Origin of the sequence: Sphingomonas sp. (genome assembly GCF_965200135.1) — a bacterium.
Classification (GTDB): Bacteria; Pseudomonadota; Alphaproteobacteria; order Sphingomonadales; family Sphingomonadaceae; genus Sphingomonas.
In genome coordinates this window covers 74,266-93,249 of sequence record NZ_CBDATK010000011.1, presented here as the reverse complement: position 1 = coordinate 93,249, position 18,984 = coordinate 74,266, and the positions used below count along the sequence as shown (strand labels likewise).

Genomic DNA, 18,984 nt, shown 5'->3' with positions numbered 1-18,984 from the left:
GATCGAGACCTATCATGTCGTCCGCGGCGAGCTCGATGCCTATGGCGGCGGGCTGGTCGACAAGCCCGAGGTGCTCGCGCTTAACAAGGTCGATGCGATCGATGCCAAGACGCGCACGAAATTGATGAAGGCGCTCAAGAAGGCGAGCGGCGTCGATCCCTATCCGCTGTCGGGTGCGAGCGGCGAAGGGCTGACCGTCGTGCTCGACAAGCTGGTCGAGGATATCGGGCCGATGGGTGGGACGTCCGAACTCAGCGCCCAGTCGAGCGCTTCGACCGAAGAAGAACCCTGGTCCCCATTGTGAGACGCCGGGCAACCGCTTAAGCGCTGCCCTCTCCTTCTCCGTCGTCCCGGCGGAAGCCGGGACCCATGGATACGGCGCGCTGCGAGGAGCGGACCCATCGCATCCATGGGTCCCGGCTTTCGCCGGGATGACGAATATGGTTTTCAGCTGTCCATGACCCGCGCCGATCGTTTCGCCCCCGCATCCTGTCCCCGGCTGGTCGTCAAGATCGGATCGGCGCTGCTGGTCGATCCCGACGGGACGGTGCGGCGCGAGTGGCTGGCGGGCGTCGTCGCCGATCTGGCGGCACGGCATCTTAGCGGGCAGCGGCTGATCGTGGTGTCCTCGGGTGCGATCGCGTTGGGCGCGCGGCGGCTCGGATTGCCCAACGGCGGTCGCGCCTGCCTCGAGGACGCGCAGGCAGCGGCTGCGACCGGGCAGATCGCGCTGTCGCAACTGTGGGCCGAACTGCTCGCCTCCGAGGGCCTCACCGCCGCACAGATGCTGCTGACGCTCGACGATCTCGAGGACCGCCGCCGCTATCTCAACGCCAGCGCTACCGTTGCGCGGTTGCTTGCGCTGGGCGTGGTGCCCGTGGTCAACGAAAACGACACGGTCGCGACCGAAGAGATCCGCTTTGGCGACAACGACCGGCTCGCCGCGCGCGTCGCGCAGGCGGCAGGCGCGGGTGGCGTGATTCTGCTTTCGGACGTCGACGGGCTCTACACCGCCAATCCGGGCAGCGACCCGCAAGCCCAATTGATCGACGAGGTAACGACGCTGGACGATTCGATCATGGCGATGGCCGACGGCGGCTCGGCCTCGGGGATGGGATCGGGCGGCATGCTCGCCAAGCTGCAGGCGGCGAAGATCGCGCATGCTGCGGGCGCGCATCTCGCGATCGTCGGCGGGCGCCGCGACCACCCGCTCGCCGCCTTCGACGCCGATGGGCGCGGGACGATTTTTCCCGCTTCGGGCGGCAGCGGTGCGCGGAAAGCCTGGCTCGCGGGCCGGCTGACCGCGCATGGCCGCATCCTGATCGATGCCGGCGCGACCAGCGCGCTCGCTGGCGGGGCGAGCTTGCTCGCGGCGGGCGCGACCGCGATCGAGGGCGGCTTCTCGCGCGGCGACGTGATCGACATCGTCGGCCCCGAGGGCCGCGCCGTCGCACGCGGGCTCACCGAATATGACGCCAGCGAGGCCAAGCTGATCGCCGGCCGGCGCACCGCCGAACTGGCGACGATCCTCGGCTACGCGCCGCGCTCTGCTTTGGTCCACCGCGATCATATGGTGCTGTTGTGAACCCTCCCCTTCTTTTGTGCTCCGGCGCAGGCCGGAGCGTTGTGTCGTGTGCGCATCGTGTCCTTTCCAACGCTCCGGCCTACGCCGGAGCACAGGTTGATCGGGAAAAGGAATCGGCATGAGAAACCGTTTCCGCACGCTCGCGATCACCGGCGGCACCGGCTTCGTCGGCCGCCACCTGATCGACGCCGCGCTCGCCCAAGGCCACCTCGTCCGCGCGCTGACCCGCGCGCCGCGCCCGCCCCGCGACGGCGTCCACTGGATCTACGGATCGCTCGAGAAGCCGCTCGCGCTGCAGCAGTTGGTCGCGGGCGCCGATGCGGTGGTGCATGTCGCGGGCGTGATTAACGCCGCCGATCGCGCCGGCTTTGCGATCGGCAATGTCGAGGGCACGATGGCGATCGTCGATGCGACGCGCTCGGCGGGCATCCGCCGCTTCGTCCATGTCTCCTCGCTCGCCGCGCGCGAGCCCAGGCTCAGCGACTATGGCTGGTCGAAAGCACGCGCCGAGATCATCGTCGCGGCCTCGGCGCTGGACTGGACGATCGTGCGGCCGCCCGCCGTCTTCGGCCCCGGCGACCGCGAGATGCTCGAGCTATTCCGTGCCGCGATGCGCGGGCTGGTACCGCTGCCGCCAGGCGGCCGCATGTCGGTGATCGCCGCGCAGGACCTGGTCAAGCTGCTGCTCGCGGTTCTGCCCGACGACGACGACAGCCAGGCCGCGATCTACGAGCCCGACGACGGCCGCCCGCATGGCTGGACGCACGGCGAGTTCGCGCAGGCGATCGGCCATGCGGTCGGCAAGCGGGTGCGCCCGCAACCGGTGCCCGCCTGGGTGATGCGCGCTGGCGCGAAGGTCGATGCGATGGTGCGCGGCCCCAATGCCAAGCTCACCGCCGACCGGGTGCGCTATTTCCTCCACGACGACTGGGTGGTGAACCCCGATTTCCGCCCGCCCGCGCATCTGTGGCGCGCGCAGCTCGCGACGCTCGACGGGTTGGCGGTGGCGGCCGAGAGCTACCGCGAAGAAGGGTTGCTGCGCTAAGCCACCGCCCCCTTCCCGCCGCATTCGTTTGGCAAGCGAACCCCGACACGTCTAAGGATTGGCCATGAGTACCCGCGACGAGACCTTTGCCAAGGTCACAGACCTGATCGAGCCCTTCAACAAGAAGGCGATCCCGCTGACCGACGACGTCCGCTTCGCGCAGGACCTTGAATGGGACAGCCTGACCGTGATGGACTTCGTGGCCGCGGTCGAGGACGATTTCGACATCATCATCACGATGAACATGCAGGCCGAGATCGAGACGATCGGCCAGCTCGTCGACGCGGTCGAGAAGCTCAAGGCATGACCGACGCCGGCACGCTGCGCGAGGACGCGCCGCTCGACGCGCTCAAGCATCCGTCCGCGCCCGATCTGCTCGCCAAGTTCGATCCGCTGATCGCCGAGCGCCAGGCGCTGCTCGATACCGGCGTGCGCGATCCGTTCGCGATCGTGATGACCAAGGTGCTGTCGCCGACCGAGGCGATCATCGGCAACAGGCCCACCATCCTGCTCGGCACCTACAACTACATGGGCATGACCTTCGACGCGGACGTGATCGCGGCGGGCAAGCAGGCGCTCGACGAGTTCGGCGCGGGCACGACCGGCAGCCGCGTACTCAACGGCACCTATCAGGGCCACCGCGAGTGCGAGGAGGCGCTCAAAGACTTCTACGGCATGGACCATGCCATCGTCTTCTCGACGGGCTATCAGGCCAATCTCGGCATGATCTCGACGCTGGCGGGCAAGGGCGAGTACGTCATCCTCGACGCCGACAGCCACGCCTCGATCTACGACGGCTGCGCGCAGGGCAATGCGGAGATCGTCCGCTTCCGTCACAACTCGGTCGAGGACCTCGACAAGCGACTGGGCCGGTTGCCGAAGGAGCCCGGCAAGCTGGTCGTGCTCGAAGGCGTCTATTCGATGCTCGGCGACGTCGCGCCGCTCAAGGAGATGGTCGCCGTCGCGAAGAATCACGGCGCGATGGTGCTCAGCGACGAGGCGCATTCGATGGGGTTCTACGGCCCCAACGGCCGTGGCGTGTACGAGGCGCAGGGCTGTGAGGACGAAGTCGATTTCGTCGTCGGCACCTTCTCCAAATCGGTCGGCACCGTCGGCGGCTTCTGCGTGTCGAACCACCCGAAGTTCGAGGCGATCCGCCTCGCCTGCCGCGCCTATATCTTCACCGCCAGCCTGCCGCCCAGCGTCGTCGCCACCGCCGCCGCCTCGATCCGCAAGCTCAGACACGCGCACGACAAACGCCGCCAACTATGGGAAAACGCCCGACATCTCCATGGCGGGCTGACGAAACTCGGCTTCCGGCTCGGCACCGCGCAGCCCGACAGCGCCATCGTCGCCGTCATCCTCGACGATCAGCAACAGGCGGTCGGCATGTGGCAGGCGCTGCTGGAGGCGGGGGTCTACGTCAACATGGCGCGGCCGCCCGCGACGCCGGCGGGCACCTTCCTGCTCCGGTGCTCGCTCTGCGCGGAGCATTCCGCCGAACAGCTCGACCGGGTGCTCGGCATGTTCGAGGATACGGGCCGGGCGGCGGGCGCGATCGGACCGGCGGTCACGCGATAACTTTCCTTTAACCACGATTAGTTTACGAGCAGACCCGTGATGGGTCGTGAACCCGATGGGGCGGCGCCGACGAGCGGGGCCAACTGGCGGGCGGTCACCCTGGTGGTGATGGCGCTGGCCGGCGCGGCCGTGCTGATCGCGCTGATCGCGACGTTGGGGGGCGCGAACCGCGAACGCGACCGGGCGCTGGAGCTTCAGAAGCACAGCTACGATGTGATGATCCTCGCCCGCACCCTGTCGGGGACGATGGCGCGGGCGGAGGCGTCGCTCGGCCGCTACGTCATCGCCGGCGACAAGGACGAACGGCTGGGGCTGATGTTCGTCGATCAACGCAATGCCGCCGCGTCGCAGCTCGACCAGCTCGACCGTATCACGCTCGACGACCAGCAGCCGCGGGTCGACGCGCTGCGTCGCGCGTTCGCCGAGCGTGGCGAGGAACTCAACCTGATCGCGCTGTCGACGCGCTACGGCAAGAACGATCAGGCGCTCGCCCGTTTCTACCAGTCGCGCGAGGCGCCGGCGCTGGCCCGGATCGATCGCGAGCTGAATCTCATCATCGGCGCCGAACGCGGCCTGCTCGACGAACGCAATGCGGCGGCGATGGCGAGCATCGGCAACGCCAGCCGCGTCGCCGGGGCGCTGGAGATTTTCGGCGTGCTGCTGGTGCTGGGCGCGGTCGCGCTGGGGTGGATCACGGTCAAGACGATGCGCGAGCGCACGCTGGCGGAGGCGGACGCGGACGCCGCCTCGCAACGCGCGGACGAGCTGACCGAGGCGGTGGCGCTCGCGACCAGCGAGCTGCGCGTCCAGGAGGCGCGACTGCGGCAGGTGCAGAAGATGGAGGCGGTCGGCCAACTGACCGGCGGCATCGCCCATGATTTCAATAATATGCTGGCGGTCGTTACCGGCGGACTGGAACTTGCGACACGGGCGCTGTCGCGCGATCCCGCCGCCGCGCGCCGCCACCTCGACAGCGCGACCGAGGGCGCGACGCGCGCGGCCGAACTGACCCGCCGCCTGCTCGCCTTCAGTCGTGAGGAATCGCTGAAACCCGAGCCGGTCGGCGTCGCGGCGCTGGTCGGCGGCATGCGCGACCTGTTCGACCGGACGCTGGGCGACGGCATCCTGGTGACGATGCGCGACGACAGCCGCGGCTGGTGTATCCGCGCCGACCGCGTGCAGTTGGAGAACGCGCTGCTCAACCTGGCGGTCAACGCACGCGACGCGATGGAGGGACGCGGCGAGCTGACCGTCACGACGGGATCGGCGACGCTGGCGGCGGGTCAGGTCGGGGACTGCCCGGCCGGCGACTATGTCACCGTCGCGGTCGCCGACACCGGTTGCGGCATGACGCCCGACGTGGCGGAGCGCGTGTTCGAACCGTTCTTCACCACCAAAGGGGTCGGCAAGGGCACCGGCCTCGGGCTGTCGCAGCTCTTCGCGCTGGTGCGTCAGCTCGACGGCGAGGTCGCGATCCGCACCGCGCCCGGCGAGGGCACGACCGTGACGCTCCATCTGCCCCGCGACGTCGGTGGGCGGGAGCGCGCGCCCCGCCCCGAAGTGACGATCGTCGCCACGAGCGCCCCGCGCGCACTCGACATCCTGGTGGTGGAGGACGACCCGCGCGTCCTCGCCGCGACGATGGGTGCGCTCGGCGAATTGGGTCACCGCCCCGTCGCGTGCGGCGACCCCCTCGCCGCCCCGGCCGCGCTCGACGCCGCCGGGGGGATCGACCTGCTCATCACCGACGTGCTGATGCCGCGCCAGACCGGACCGGAGATGGTCGCGGGGCTGGCGAGCCGCTGGCCGGACTTGCCGGTGCTGTTCGTCACCGGCTTCGCGGGCGACGTCGGCACCGCCGATCTGGGCGGTCGCCCGGTGCTCCGCAAACCCTTCACGCTCGCCGGGCTGGAGCGCGCGATCGACGAGGCCGTGGCGGATCTCGGCGCCGACCGGATCGCGGCGGAGTAGCGCCTGCCTTCGTCGGCTGCGGGAAATCGAGTGACGCCCCTGCCCGCCGCCGCTACAGCCGTCCCCTCTCCCGCCGGACCCGCGCCCCTTGCAATCCATCGACCGTTACATGGCCCGGCTGATCGCGGTGCCGCTGTTCTCGACGCTGATCCTGTCGGCGATGCTGCTGGTGCTCGACCGGATGCTGCGCCTGTTCGATTTCGTCGCCACCGAAGGCGGCCCGATCAGCGTGGTGTGGCGGATGCTCGCCAACCTGCTGCCGGAATATCTCGGGCTCGGCATTCCGATCGGGCTGATGCTCGGCATCCTGCTCGCCTTTCGCCGCCTTGCGACCAGCAGCGAGCTGGACGTGATGCGCGGCGTCGGCATGAGCTATGGCCGGCTGCTGCGCGTCCCCTTCATGTACGCGATCGTGCTGGCGGCGCTGAACCTCGCGATCGTCGGCTATGTCCAGCCATGGGCGCGCTACAAATATGAGGGGCTGCGCTTCGAGCTTCGCACCGGCGCGCTCGGCGCCTCGATCAAGGTCGGCGAGTTCACCCATTTCGGCCCGAAGATGACGATGCGGATCGAGCAGAGCCACGACAAGGGGCGCCGCCTTCAGGGCATCTTCGTCCATCAGCAGTCGGCGCCGGACACCTGGGTCTCGGTCGCGGCGCAGCGCGGCGAGTTCCTCGCGACCGACGATCCGGACACGATCATCTTCCGCCTCACCAACGGCACGCTGGTCCACAACGATCCGAAGTTCCGCACTCCGCGCGTGCTGACGTTCACCAATCACGACCTGCCGATCCCGCTACCGAAGTACGAGAGTTTCCGCACGCGCGGCGACCGCAACATCGAATGGACGCTGCCCGAGCTCGCCCGGCTCGGCCACCACGCCACCACGCGAGAGGAACGCAACGGCAGCCGCGCGGAGTTCCACTTCCGCGTGACGGAAGTGCTGTGCATGTTCCTGCTGCCGCTGCTCGCCCTGTCGCTCGCCGTCCCGCCCAAGCGCTCGACCTCCGCGCTCGGCGTGATCGTCGGGATCGTCAGCATCGTCACCTATTTCAAGATCAGCCAGTACGCGCAGGGGATCGGGGCGCTCGGGCGGATCGACCCGCTGATCGCCGGCTGGGCGCCGCTGGTGCTGTTCGCGGGGCTGACGTTCTGGATGTTCTACGTCCTCGCCTATGTCCCCGGCGGCCAGCCGATCGGCGCGCTGGAGCGCGGCTTCGGCAAGGCCGCGAAGGCGATCACCCGCCGCTTCGGTCGCCGCCGCGAGGCACTGTCGGCATGAACGTCACCTCGTTCTTTCCCTCGCGCACCGTCGCCGCCTATATGGCGCGGCTGTTCCTGACGCGGACGTTCGGCATCGCCGCCGGGCTGGTGCTGGTGCTGCTGACGCTCAACCTGCTGAGCGAATCAAGCAAGATCCTCGGCGTCGCGGGCAACGGGCAGGCGGAGGTGATGCGCTACGTGTCGTTGCGCGGGCCGCAGCTGATCGCCTTCGCGATCCCCTATTCGGTGCTGCTCGGCACCATCCTGACGCTGATGACGATGAACCAGAACAGCGAGATCATCGCGCTCAAGGCGTCGGGCCTGTCCGCGCATCAGGTGCTCGCCCCGCTGCTGCTCGCCAGCCTGGGCGTCGCGATCGTCTCGTTCGCGTTCAACGACCGCGTCGTCACCCGCGCCACCGCGACGCTCAACCGCTGGCAGAAGGTCGACTATGCGGCGCTGCCGCCCGATCGAGGCGACCGCACCAACGTCTGGGTCCGCGACGGCGACGACCTGATCGAGGTCGACAGCATCGCCGGCCGGGGCGCGACCGCGCGGCTGGCGGGCGTGACGCTGTACGACCGCACCGGCGGCAGCCTCGTCTCCATCATCCGCGCGCCGGCCGGCAAGCTCGAGGGCGACGGCTGGCGGATCGGTCCCGCCACCCGCTTCGACGTTGCGTCGGGGCAGCTCACCTCGATCGGCAGCGTCGTCGTCGCGCGCGGTGTCCGCCCGGATCAGTTCACGCTCGGCACCGTCGACGCCGACGGCCTCAGCTTCGGCGCGCTGCGTGCGGCGATCGGCGACCTCGGCGGCGCGGGTCGCCCGACCAAGGCGCTGGAGGGATCGTTGTGGCACAAGCTGTCCGGCCCGCTGTCGTCGGTGCTGATGCCGCTGCTCGGCGCGGTCGCCGCCTTCGGGCTGGCGCGATCGGGTCAGCTGTTCGTGCGCGCGGTGATCGGCATGGCGCTCGGCTTCGCCTATTTCGTCGCCGACAATTTCGCGCTGGCGATGGGCAATCTCGGCGCCTACCCGCCCTTCCTCGCCGCCTGGGCGCCGTTCCTGCTGTTCTTCCTGATCGGCGAGGCGGTGCTGATCCGCTCCGAGGAATAGACGCAGCCAAGTCGCGCGCGGCGGGTTCTTGCGGTGAAGGAGAACAGCCGATGGAGATCACCCGCGCCGGCAGCAAGCCGTCCACGCCCGGCCCCGCCGACTATTTCACCGGCACGGTCCGCCTCGACATGCCGTTCGCCACGCAGGCGCCGGCCCGTGTCAGCGGCGCCACGGTGACGTTCGAGCCGGGCGCGCGCACCGCCTGGCACACGCACCCGCTCGGGCAGACGCTGGTCGTCACCGCCGGGTGCGGCTGGGCGCAACGAGAGGACGGCTCGGTGGAGGAGATCCGCCCCGGCGATATCGTCTGGTTCCCGGCAGGCGAGAAGCACTGGCACGGCGCGTCCCCGACCACGGCGATGACCCACATCGCGATCGCCGAAGCGCTGGACGGCAGGTCCGTCGACTGGTTGGAGAAGGTGTCCGACGACCAGTATCGACGCTGACCGTCGGCTCAGAGCCGGATGCCCAGCCGCGGTGCCGCCATCGTCAGGCCGGCGTACAAGGCGACCGTCACCGCACACCCCGCCGCCAGCGTCCACCAGAACCCGACCCCCTGCCGCAACAGCGCCGGGATCAGCAGGAACATCGGCAACGACGGCAGCACGTACCAGAACGTCGCCCCTGCATGGGCGGCCATGGTCGCAGGGTCCGGCTTCTCGCCCCACAACCAGATCATGCCGAGCACCGACACCAGCGGCAGCGATGCGACCAGCGCGCCGAATCCCGGATAGCGCTTCGCCAGCGTAGACGCGGCGGCGATCAGGATGCCGGAGATGCCTGCCTTGATGACCAGGTACAGCACCGGGTCAACGCGCGCCCATCGTGCTCCGCGCGATCTTGCCGACCAGGAACGGCAGCCCGGTATAACTCGCCCGATGGAACGGCGACGCCTCTTCCAGCGCCGTGCTCAGCCGCCGGTGCGCCTCGCCCAGCGCGTGATAGGGCAGCCCCGGCAGCAGGTGGTGCAGCGCGTGATAGCGCAACCCCACCGGCGCCCACAGCATCGGCAGCAGTGACGGCGGCGGCACATTGACCGAGTCGAGATACTGCGCGGTGACGCTCATCGCCTCGCCGTCATTCTCCCACAGATGCGCGACCAGCGTCCGCACCTGATTGAGCACCGCCACCGCCGACGCGATGCCGAAGCCGATCGCGAACGCGCGCAGCGGCAAAGTACCAGTCGCCACCAGCACGATCAGCGCGATCGCCCAGACGCTCGCCGCCGCCTCGATCCGGTCCCACTGCCGCTTCGCCTCGCCTTCGGGTGCGCGGCGGCGGAACTGCGGGTTGATCGCCAACGCCGAATAGCGCTCGACGACGATACGCCGGAACCCCGGCACGATGACCGACATCGGCGCCAGCACGCCGTAGCGGATCAGCAACCCGAGCGGCGCCAGCGCGCTGACGACGATGAACAACGGCAACGTCCACGGCTTCATCAGCGCCAGCGGCAGATATTCGGGATCGTCCACCGTGCCGTAGCGGGTCTTGGCGTGATGGAGGTTATGCACGCCCTCGTACATGAAGGACGGGATCAGCATCGGCACGCCGACGATCGCGTTCCAGCCGCCGCGAAAGCCGCGCAACTGCGTGTGCTTCATGTGGCTGACCTCGTGGATGAAGCTCATCGCCCGATACAGGGCCAGCACCGCGACGACGCCCCCCGCCACCGCCCACGCCCCCGGCAGCATCACCGCGCCCACCAGCGCCGCATAACCGACCAGCGCGGACACACCCATGTCGGCCCAATAGACCCCGGCCCTGGGTGCGATCAGATCGCGCGTCAGCTCCGCCGCCGCCCGCAGCATCGCCTTGTCGTCCTGCGCTTTCAGCGGCTTGGCCGCCACCGCCGCCGGGGCGCGCGCATCCAGGGTGATCGTGTTCATCGCCGTAGCCATTGCAAGAAGATAGTGGCGGGAGGGTGGCATTTCCAGCAGTCCTCCCCGGCACGGGGAGGGGGACCGCCGCCGCGCAGCGGCGGTGGTGGAGGGGGCGGGCCGCGCACGATGAGCTTATGACCAGCCCCTTCCGTCGGCGCGTCGCGCTGCCACCTCCCCGCCGGCGGGAGGATTGACTAGGACGAGATCGTCGCGAAGGAGCAGTCCATGCCCATCACCATCCGCCCGATCTCCACCAAGGCCGATCGCAAGGCCTTTATCGACTTTCCCTTCGGGTTGTACCGGGATGACCCGAACTGGGTCCCGCCGCTCAAGGGCGAGGCGCTCGGTCTCATCACGCCCGAGAAGAACGGCTGGTATTCCCATGCGAAGGCACAGCTGTTCCTGGCGGAAGAAGGCGGCCGGATCGTCGGCCGCATCTCCGCGCACATCGACACGCTGGCGCTGACCATGCCCGCCGCGCAGGGTTTCGGCCCCGGCACCGGCTTCTGGGGCCTGATGGAAGCCGAGCGCCCCGACGTGTTCCAGGCGCTGATCGCCGCCGCCGAGGGTTGGCTCCGCGACGAGGGCATGACCCGCGTGCTCGGCCCCGTCTCGCAATCGATCTGGGAGGAATCCGGCCTGCTGATCGAGGGGTTCGACCACCCGCCGACGATCATGATGGGCCACGCCCGGCCCGACTATCGCGGCTGGATCGAGGCGGCGGGCTATGGCCCCGTCAAGCAGCTCCTGACCTACGACCTCGACATCACGCAGGAGTTCCCGCGCATCGTCAAGCGCATCATCAAGTCGGGCGAGGCGAACCCCCGCATCCGCGTGCGCGAAGTGAACAAGAAGAAGTTCGAGGAAGAGGCGGCGATCATCCTCGCGATCCTCAACGACGCCTGGGAATCGAATTGGGGCTTCGTCCCGCTCACCCCGCCCGAGGTCAAGGACGTGGGCGTCAAGCTGAAGCCGATCGTCTTCAACGACCTGATCCGCATCGCCGAGCTGGACGGCCGGCCCGTCGCGTTCATGATTACGCTCCCCGACCTCAACGAGGCGATCAAGCCGCTGAACGGCTCGCTGCTGCCGTTCGGCTGGGCGAAGCTGTTGCTGTGGCTGCGCGCGCCCAGGGTCCGCACCGTGCGCGTGCCGCTGATGGGGGTGGTCAAGGAGCTGCAGAACTCGCGCATGGCGTCGCAGCTGGCGTTCATGATGATCGAATATATCCGCAAGGCGTCGGTCGAGAATTACGGCGCGACACGCGGCGAGATCGGCTGGATCCTCGACGACAATCAGGGCATGCGCTCGATCGCCGAGACGATCGAGAGCCGCGTCAACAAGGTCTATCAGGTCTACGGCCGCGACCTGACCGGTTGAACCGTCAGGCCGCGTCCGGTCATCTTCGCGCCGTCAGTTCTGCCGGGCGAGCGGGTCGAAGCCCCGGTCGATCCACTCCTCGCGCGTGTGGCAGGTCTTGAGACGCAGGTGCGAACCGGTCGGGGTGCGGATCACGCAATAGTTCGTCGGCTTCACCCGCGCGGCCGGCGGCTGGACGGGCGGAGCCGGTACAGGCGCTGCGGGTGCTGCGGGTGCTGCGCGGATAACGGGGGTGGCGGCGACGGCGGCGAGTGACAACAGGGCGTAGAACATCATAGGGTCTCCCATGCAGCACCGAACCGCTCCGTGCTGACGACTACAGTTGTAGTCGAATCGATCTTTCGCCCGCATGAACGACCGCGAAGCACGCGAGCCATCGTGCGTCAGGATGATGCCACGCCTTTTGCCGAAGGTGGTGCGCCAGCCCGATGACCCGGTCACCCAAGGCAGCTATAGACCGTCGCCGTACCGCGCGCAGTCCAGCAATCGCGAAGCCGAGGCGGCGGTGGAAACGCTGACCCTTCATCCCCGCGCCATGGCTCGGACGGATGCAGCGCCGATGTAGCGGCCGACCGCTTCCGGCTAGGCCGCGCGTCCCCGGCCGGGTCGCCGATCTTTGCGCTTCACCGGGTCCGATGCATGTCGACGCCGAGCGAGCGGAAGGTATCGCGGTCAACGATCTGGACGTCCGACGACGAACTCGAACTCCCCGCCGCGCTCTCGCTGGTCAGCGCGATCGTGCAGGCGCGACGCCCCTGCCCCGCCGTCGCGGTCCAGCGCCCGGTCGACGTCTGTTCGTGCAGCCGCCGGTCCTGGCCGACATACCGGGTCGTCGCCACGAACGACCGATCGGCGCGATAGGTCGCCGTGGACGAGACCTTCATCGGCGGCCCGAACTCGGTGACGGTGCCGCTGCCCGCCCAGCTGCCGGTCAGCAGCCGCACGCATCCCGTCCCTGCCGTCGACACCCCCGGCTGCGTCGCCGCCAGCACCAGGGTCGCGATCAAGCTTGCCGCCATGGCCTCTCTCCCCTGCCGACCAGCCCCGCGCCGAGGGCGGAGCGGCAAACGGCACGCCGGTCATTCCACAGTGCCGTCCGCCGAGCAACGACGGTTATCGAACGGCGGCGGACAGCGCGCGGCCGCCTGGGTTTTGACCGACTGGATGGCGGGACATGGTGGGAACCCACCGGTCCGCCTATGGACGGCAATCGGCGTAACCAGCCGTCCGCTCAGGCCTTCTGCGTGAGCACGTCGAGACTGGACATCGCCAGAGAGGATGCCGCGCGCTCCGGCAGTCGCCTAAAGGGCTTGGGCCGGTCAAGTGAGGTGGAAGGCCCCTCCGCCCGAAACGGACGCCGCGACGGCGCCGCTCGTCGGACGCTCAAAATGGTCCACTCCTCCACGAGCCATAGATCGGGCCCGGCTCGTCGAAGAATATGTTGGTGATGTCGGCGGTTCGGACCCGTTGCGCCGCCTCCTCCGTGATCATCAACCAGTCGGTGCGATCCATGTAGAACAAGGGAGCCGGTGCGCGAAGCCCCGGGCGCAGCGCCACACGCGGCTTTGTCAGTTCGCTGCTGGCGAGTTCCCAGTAGTAATGGGGGCTTGTCCGCTCGCTAATCTCCTCGATGTCCGACCGCTCGGGATCGATGCCGTCGAGATGATGGATCGGTCCCACCGCCGCATAGCCGAGCCGCGCCGGCCCCGGCGCGCCCGTGACGCTGGCGTCGCGGTATATCGCCTCGTCGTCGCGCAGGGCCAGCGCCTCGCGCATCCGCGCCGACACGATCCACAGGCCGATGAAGAACATGTCGAGATCGAAGTCGGGATCGTCGATTCGAAGCTCGGGCGGGGGCGTGTGTGCTAGGTAGAAGGCGGGCCGCAGCCTCGCCGCGACGTCGGGATCGAACTCGCCGTCGATCTCGTCCATGCGATGGTAGGTCTCCTGCGCGTTGACCCACTCGATCGCCGGCGGCGTGTCACTCCGAAGCGCGATAAGTTGCGACCGATGGTCACGGACGATGAGTAGCGGGCTCATGCCACCGCGCTCGAATTTGAAGCCTCGTTCAGGCTGACCCTTGGATGATAGCCGCGCACACGGTCTAGCAGTCGCTGGAACATGAAACCTTCGATCATCCTGAGCTCCGCTCGGATTGCGGAAGCCGACATGTTGACGGCCTCGCGCCGGAGATGACCCAGGCGTTCGGCAACCTCCGCATTGTACCGCGGATGGGGTCCACGATGATAGGGCAGCACGCCCACATTGGGGACCGTCTCATAGGCGAGACCATCACCCGGCAGCGCCACCAGGTTCTCGACCGAGTCCATCTTCCATCCCGAGTTCCCGATGGCGCGTTGTGCCGGCTCCGGCAGCCTGGCGATCTCCGCGAACGGGATCAGGTGATGCGCCTGCCAGGGGTGAAATCGGGCTTGGGCCGCGATCAGCTCGCGAGCTTTAACGCCGGACGTGTCCAGGTTTTTGTTGAACTCGTTCGCGCGATGTTCTAGTATAGTGGCTCCTGCCCGCCGGTTTCCAGAAGCAGGCACCGCAACCGCCAGCACGCGCGGTAGCGGCTTGCCATAGGCTCTCTGGAGCGCCCCCGCATCGAAGCGCAGGCCATCGTTCGCCACTACCGCCGTCACGCCCAACGACGAACCGCCGACACCGCGGACGAACAACGCCGTTCCCGCCTGCGGACCTCGAAAGCTCCGCCCGTAAACCCGGACGGCAAGATCGCCGCCGTCGCCGATGGCGATGTCGGTCTGCAGTACCGGTGCTGGACCTGCAATCGCCTGCAGCGCCTCCGCGATCGTCAGCCCGATGTTCAGCCACGGCACCAACCGGGCGATCCGCGGGGCTATCGGTTGACGCGCCGTCTGGGCCGTACCGCGCGGATCGGGCACCCCCAGCCCGCGCGCGGTCTCCGCCGACACACCGATCCGCCCCCATGGCACCGTCGACGCTTGCGCGATCCGGGCTGACCGGCCGATGTCAGGTGCGCGCTCGAAATGACGATCGGCCACCGTTGGTTTTCCACAACCCCGTCGGCCGTCTACATGCTCGAGGAGCCGCTAACAACGCGGGTCGGAACAGTCGCGCCGATGGTGGGACCGTCCGGAAGCGGACACGGATTCCTCAGCCTAGAACAACACCGCCCCGCCCGTCACCACCCGCACATCGGGCGTGTCGCGGTTGAGCCCGGCGGCGACCAGCAGGTCCAGCTGCCACGTCTTCGCCGGCTGCCACGCCACCGATCCCGCCGCCAGCGCCAGCGTGCGATGTCCCTCGGGGTCGTCGTCGCGCTGCACCGACAGTTCGGCGACCGTCTCGACGCTGTCGCTCAGCTTGACGCCCAACCCGGCGATGGCCGTCAGCGACAGGTGCCGCCCGGCCCCGTCCGCGTCCGGCAACGCCTCGCCCGTGCCCGTGAACGCCAGGTTGAGCGTGTCGTTCAGGTCATAGGTGACCGGCACCACCACCCCCGCGCCCCAGTCGCCGTCGCCGACCGGATAGCGCCCGACCGGCAGCGTCACGAACGGCTCGACCCCGAACGACAGGCCCTTGCCGTCCGGCGCGCGCAGGTTCTGCCGCACCGCCAGCCGCACGTCGCCCACTCCGTCGCTGGTCGTTATGGCGCCGCTCGCCTTGTCGCGGGTGCGGACATGGCCGAACGGGGTCCAGCCGACCTGCACCTCGGTGCGCGGCCCCACCCCGAACCGCACCAGCAGGTCGCCCGCCAGCACCGTGTCGGTGCGCGCGTCCCCGGCATCGTCCAGTTCCCAGTCCGCCGCCGACACCTCCGCCAGCACCTGCCCCGGCAGCACCGTGCATCCCGACGAGCCGAGATCGGGCCGGTTGGGGCAAAAGCGCGGCTCCTCCTGCGCGACCGCCGGCGTGGCGGCCAGCGTCGCGAGCAACAACCACCACCTCATCGCAGCTTGATCCACGTCGGCGCATGGTCGCTCGCCTTTTCGCGGCCGCGATACGCCTTGTCGACGCCCGCATCGGCCAGCCGGTCGGCGGCGATCGGGCTCAGCAGCAGGTGGTCGATCCGGAACCCCGCGTCGCGCTGCCACGCGCCCGCCTGATAGTCCCAGAAGGTCCAGACGCCGCCGCCCGGCTGCCGCCAGCGCAGCGCGTCGGTCCACCCCTGCGCCAGCAGCCGGCGATAGGCCTCCCGGCTTTCGGGCTGCATCAGCGCGTCCGACGCCATCGCGCGGACGCTGAACGTGTCGTCGTCATGCGCGATGACGTTGTAGTCGCCCGCCAGCACCACCGCGCGCTCCTCCGCCAGCAGGTCGCGCGCATGCGTCGCGAGCCGCTCCATCCAGCGCAGCTTATAGTCGAACTTCGGCCCCGGCAGCGGGTTGCCATTGGGGAGGTAGATCGACGCGACGATCAAATCGCCTATCGCGCACTCCAGATAGCGGCTGTGCTCGTCCTCCGGCTCGCCCGTCAGCCCGCGCTGCCGCTCGACCGGCGGCTCGCCCCGCGACAGCACCGCGACGCCGTTGAACCCCTTCTGCCCGTGCCACACCGCGTGATAGCCGGCGTCGGCGATCTCGGCCTGCGGAAAGGTCTCGTCCGAGGACTTCAGCTCCTGCAGGCACGCGACGTCCGGCTGCTGCTCGGCCAGATACTCCAGCAGGCGCGGCAGCCGCGCCTTGATGCCGTTGACGTTGTAGGTGACGATCTTCACGCCGCCAGCGTTAGAGCCGGTGGCGCGCGCCTTCAAACCGAAAAGCTGGAGCCACACCCACAACCAGACGCCGCCTGCGGGTTGTCGACCTTGAACGCCGCGCCGCCCAGCGACTCGACGAAGTCCACGCGCGCGCCCTGCACCAGGTCCAGGCTGACCGCATCGACCACCAGCCGCACGCCGTCGCACTCCGCGATCGAGTCGTCCGCCGCCGCCCCGTCGGCGAGCCCGAACTTGTACTGGAACCCCGAACAGCCGCCGCCGTCGACCGACAGCCGCAGGATCGCCGGCTTCCCCTGCCGCGCCGCGATCGCCGCGACGCGCGCGGCCGCGCTGGGGGTGAGGGCGAGATTGCTCATGACCGGTAGATAGGACGAGCGCGCCGCCGTCGCCAGCCCTCTCGCGCGTGCGTGAAATGAGGCGGGCGACAGCGGAATGGAGGTCCGGGCATGTCTAGAGGCGGCTCTACCCCGCGCCGCGGCAAAGCCGCGTCGTCGAACCTCAGCGTTGCTGAGGCCGGCCGGCCTGGCGCGTCTCGCGCCTAGCTACGTTATGCCCGAGCGCGCTGCGGCAAAGCAGCATCGTGACGTCGGACGGGTGCGACTGCGTCGCCCCGCCGGCCGATCTTGACGGTCTCGCACGTAGCGTCGCTGCGCGCGTGCCGTCTGCGATCAATCCTGCGGTACTGGCCCGTCGGTCGACACCGGGATCACCCGCGCGGCGTCGCTCTGCGCGGCGAGCGAGTAATCGGCGGTGGTCAGGAACGGCACCGGGTTGACCGCGTGGCCGTCGATCCGGACCTCGTAATGCAGATGCGGCCCGGTCGAGCGCCCGGTCGATCCCATCAGCGCGATCAGCTGGCCGCGCACGACATGCGCGCCCGGCATCACCATGATCCGCGACAAATGGCCATAGCGCGTCGCGATGCCCTTGCCGTGATCGACCTCGACCATGTTGCCGTACCCGCCCATCCGCTCGGCATGGGCGACGGTGCCGTCGGCGGTGGCGTAGATCGGCGTGCCCGTCGCGCCGGGGATGTCGACGCCGGCGTGCATCCGCGCGGTGCCCTGGAACGGGTCGGAGCGGATGCCGAAATTGCTGGTGAAGTTGAGGCGGTCGACGGGGTGGACCGAGGGGATGGCGATCAGCGACACGCCGGGCGTATCGAGCTTCTTCCAGGCGGTGAAGGCGGCGCGGACCTGATTGTCGCTGGTCGACCCGGTCGTGTGGGTCTCGACCGCCGCGGCCGCGACCCCGGCCACCGCGCCGATGCCACCGGCGGCTGCTTCGTGAGCCTGGACGCCGCTGGCGAGAAGGCTCGCCACCATTGCGCCGATCACTGCCGATTTGGCCATGAAATCACCCGCTCTTGCGCTACGCGGCCCACCAGCCGTCGCAGCAAATTCAACCACTTGCCGAAAGCCTGACCCCCGCCCTGCTTCAACGATGCTGGTGGTGACCTGCCGCGCCGCCCGCCACAACCAACAAATGGTTAACTGCGGATGGGCTGGTCCGAACGCGCGATGAGTTGATTAACGCGGACGGGAACACGGCAACGTCCCTGTCGCATCGGCCGCCATCGACCTCGAATCCCGCCGATTTATCGCCGCCCGCCGCCCCGCCCCCCGTCCGCAGATTGCGACGAGACAGGGATCTCACGGCGCCCACCCCTTCGCCGCCATGTCGTCGGCCCAGGCGAGCAGGTCCTTGCGCGCTTGGCGCTTGCGCCGCTGGTGCAGCGCCTCCAGCCGCGTCGTCAGCGCGCGCTCGACCTGCGCCGCCGTCGCCCCACGCGGCCGCGTGCCGGCTGGCGTCGTTTCCTCCAGCAGCGTCCGCGCCAGCGTGTCGGAAAAGCGCCGCCGATAGCCCACCAGCTTGCCGGCGTGGAACACCGGCTCTTCCCAGCCCTCCACCGCGCGGATCTCCACCGCCTCGCGCAGCGTCGTGCCGCCCTCCACCAGCGCCTTGTCGCACAGCGCCTGGAATTCGGGCGACCGCCGCCGCAGCCGCTGCACCGAGGTCATCGAGATGCCGACCCGCCCCGCCGCCTGGCCATAGCTGCCGGTATCCGCCAGCGCCCGGCCGAAGGCGCGCTGCCGCTGCTGCGTCCAGCCGTCGCGCCGGGCACGGGTCAGCGCCGGCCGCTCGACCGCGCCGGACGCGCCGTCGATCACCGCCGTCGACGCCTCCGCCGCATCGGCCAGCCGCTCGCCCTCCATCTCCGCCAGCGTCGCCGTCCACGCCGCCGCAAAGGCCGGAAACCGGTCGCGCCGCTGATAGCACACCCCCGGCGACCGCCCGATCGCCGCCGCCGCCCGCACCACCTGCCCCGTCGCCTTCAGCGCGAGCAGGAACGCCCGCTCCGTATCCGCCGTCCACCTGACGCACGATGCGCCCATCCCACCCTCCTCACGTTCGAGAGGGTGAGGCAGGTAGACCACGCGAGAACTTGTAGGACAGC

21 protein-coding genes and 1 pseudogene are annotated in these 18,984 nt (G+C 69.2%); 11 read left to right on the top strand and 11 right to left on the bottom strand.

The window, feature by feature from the left end; all coding sequences use genetic code 11:
- The 9 genes and pseudogenes from obgE to ACOFKS_RS13535 form a co-directional block, all read left to right on the top strand.
- A pseudogene (gene obgE, locus ACOFKS_RS13575) lies at positions 1-304 on the top strand (GTPase ObgE); the annotation flags it as partial.
- Between the two features lie 153 nt (positions 305-457).
- A complete protein-coding gene (gene proB, locus ACOFKS_RS13570) occupies positions 458-1,585 on the top strand; it encodes a glutamate 5-kinase (protein WP_419809790.1) in 1,128 nt (375 codons plus the stop codon).
- 118 nt (positions 1,586-1,703) lie between these two features.
- Entirely contained in the window at positions 1,704-2,630 is a 927-nt protein-coding gene (locus tag ACOFKS_RS13565) for an NAD-dependent epimerase/dehydratase family protein (RefSeq protein ID WP_419809789.1), read from the top strand.
- A gap of 64 nt (positions 2,631-2,694) precedes the next feature.
- Entirely contained in the window at positions 2,695-2,937 is a 243-nt protein-coding gene (locus ACOFKS_RS13560) for an acyl carrier protein (protein WP_419809788.1), read from the top strand.
- The gene (gene spt, locus ACOFKS_RS13555) at positions 2,934-4,211 is read left to right on the top strand and encodes a serine palmitoyltransferase (RefSeq protein WP_419809787.1); all 1,278 of its coding nucleotides are present in this window, start codon (positions 2,934-2,936) and stop codon (positions 4,209-4,211) included. Before ACOFKS_RS13560 ends, spt begins: the two co-directional genes overlap by 4 nt.
- A gap of 39 nt (positions 4,212-4,250) precedes the next feature.
- On the top strand, positions 4,251-6,182 hold the full coding sequence (locus tag ACOFKS_RS13550; RefSeq protein WP_419809786.1) for an ATP-binding protein: 1,932 nt from the start codon (positions 4,251-4,253) through the stop codon (positions 6,180-6,182).
- A 109-nt stretch (positions 6,183-6,291) separates the two neighbouring features.
- On the top strand, positions 6,292-7,464 hold the full coding sequence (lptF, locus tag ACOFKS_RS13545; protein ID WP_419809785.1) for an LPS export ABC transporter permease LptF: 1,173 nt from the start codon (positions 6,292-6,294) through the stop codon (positions 7,462-7,464).
- Complete coding sequence (gene lptG / locus ACOFKS_RS13540) at positions 7,461-8,558, top strand: LPS export ABC transporter permease LptG (protein WP_419809784.1); 1,098 nt, start codon at positions 7,461-7,463, stop codon at positions 8,556-8,558. Before lptF ends, lptG begins: the two co-directional genes overlap by 4 nt.
- 50 nt (positions 8,559-8,608) lie before the next feature.
- On the top strand, positions 8,609-9,004 hold the full coding sequence (locus ACOFKS_RS13535; protein ID WP_419809783.1) for a cupin domain-containing protein: 396 nt from the start codon (positions 8,609-8,611) through the stop codon (positions 9,002-9,004).
- An 8-nt stretch (positions 9,005-9,012) separates the two neighbouring features.
- Here the strand turns inward: ACOFKS_RS13535 and ACOFKS_RS13530 are convergent, their stop codons facing one another.
- Complete coding sequence (locus tag ACOFKS_RS13530) at positions 9,013-9,363, bottom strand: DUF3147 family protein (protein WP_419809782.1); 351 nt, start codon at positions 9,361-9,363, stop codon at positions 9,013-9,015.
- A gap of 4 nt (positions 9,364-9,367) precedes the next feature.
- Entirely contained in the window at positions 9,368-10,459 is a 1,092-nt protein-coding gene (locus tag ACOFKS_RS13525; RefSeq protein WP_419809781.1) for a fatty acid desaturase family protein, read from the bottom strand.
- 207 nt (positions 10,460-10,666) lie between these two features.
- On the opposite strand from ACOFKS_RS13525, the gene ACOFKS_RS13520 reads away from it, so the two are divergent.
- On the top strand, positions 10,667-11,821 hold the full coding sequence (locus tag ACOFKS_RS13520) for an N-acetyltransferase (protein ID WP_419809780.1): 1,155 nt from the start codon (positions 10,667-10,669) through the stop codon (positions 11,819-11,821).
- 33 nt (positions 11,822-11,854) lie between these two features.
- Here the strand turns inward: ACOFKS_RS13520 and ACOFKS_RS13515 are convergent, their stop codons facing one another.
- Entirely contained in the window at positions 11,855-12,097 is a 243-nt protein-coding gene (locus tag ACOFKS_RS13515; protein ID WP_419809779.1) for a hypothetical protein, read from the bottom strand.
- Positions 12,098-12,170: 73 nt separating this feature from the next.
- Between ACOFKS_RS13515 and ACOFKS_RS13510 the strand changes: the two genes are divergently transcribed.
- The gene (locus ACOFKS_RS13510; protein ID WP_419809778.1) at positions 12,171-12,386 is read left to right on the top strand and encodes a hypothetical protein; all 216 of its coding nucleotides are present in this window, start codon (positions 12,171-12,173) and stop codon (positions 12,384-12,386) included.
- Between the two features lie 58 nt (positions 12,387-12,444).
- Here ACOFKS_RS13510 and ACOFKS_RS13505 read toward each other — a convergent pair whose 3' ends face one another.
- The 8 genes from ACOFKS_RS13505 to ACOFKS_RS13470 all read right to left on the bottom strand — a co-directional run bounded on the left by ACOFKS_RS13505 (position 12,445) and on the right by ACOFKS_RS13470 (position 18,922).
- On the bottom strand, positions 12,445-12,840 hold the full coding sequence (locus tag ACOFKS_RS13505) for a hypothetical protein (RefSeq protein ID WP_419809777.1): 396 nt from the start codon (positions 12,838-12,840) through the stop codon (positions 12,445-12,447).
- Positions 12,841-13,204: 364 nt separating this feature from the next.
- On the bottom strand, positions 13,205-13,861 hold the full coding sequence (locus ACOFKS_RS13500) for an imm11 family protein (protein WP_419809776.1): 657 nt from the start codon (positions 13,859-13,861) through the stop codon (positions 13,205-13,207).
- Positions 13,858-14,847 (bottom strand): AHH domain-containing protein, encoded by a 990-nt coding sequence (locus tag ACOFKS_RS13495; RefSeq protein WP_419809775.1) that lies wholly within the window; start codon positions 14,845-14,847, stop codon positions 13,858-13,860. The genes ACOFKS_RS13500 and ACOFKS_RS13495 overlap by 4 nt, the downstream gene beginning before the upstream one ends.
- Before the next feature lie 117 nt (positions 14,848-14,964).
- On the bottom strand, positions 14,965-15,756 hold the full coding sequence (locus tag ACOFKS_RS13490) for a transporter (RefSeq protein WP_419809774.1): 792 nt from the start codon (positions 15,754-15,756) through the stop codon (positions 14,965-14,967).
- Positions 15,753-16,523 carry an exodeoxyribonuclease III gene (xth, locus tag ACOFKS_RS13485; protein WP_419809773.1) on the bottom strand — a complete coding sequence of 257 codons (771 nt, stop codon included), beginning with the start codon at positions 16,521-16,523 and terminating at the stop codon, positions 15,753-15,755. Before xth ends, ACOFKS_RS13490 begins: the two co-directional genes overlap by 4 nt.
- A 32-nt stretch (positions 16,524-16,555) precedes the next feature.
- Positions 16,556-16,882: a HesB/IscA family protein gene (locus ACOFKS_RS13480; RefSeq protein ID WP_419809772.1), complete on the bottom strand. Its 327-nt coding sequence runs from the start codon at positions 16,880-16,882 to the stop codon at positions 16,556-16,558.
- A 312-nt stretch (positions 16,883-17,194) separates the two neighbouring features.
- Positions 17,195-17,878: a M23 family metallopeptidase gene (locus ACOFKS_RS13475; RefSeq protein WP_419809771.1), complete on the bottom strand. Its 684-nt coding sequence runs from the start codon at positions 17,876-17,878 to the stop codon at positions 17,195-17,197.
- 300 nt (positions 17,879-18,178) lie between these two features.
- Positions 18,179-18,922, bottom strand: a complete 744-nt coding sequence (locus ACOFKS_RS13470) for a hypothetical protein (RefSeq protein WP_419809770.1) — start codon at positions 18,920-18,922, stop codon at positions 18,179-18,181.
- Positions 18,923-18,984: the final 62 nt, after the last annotated feature.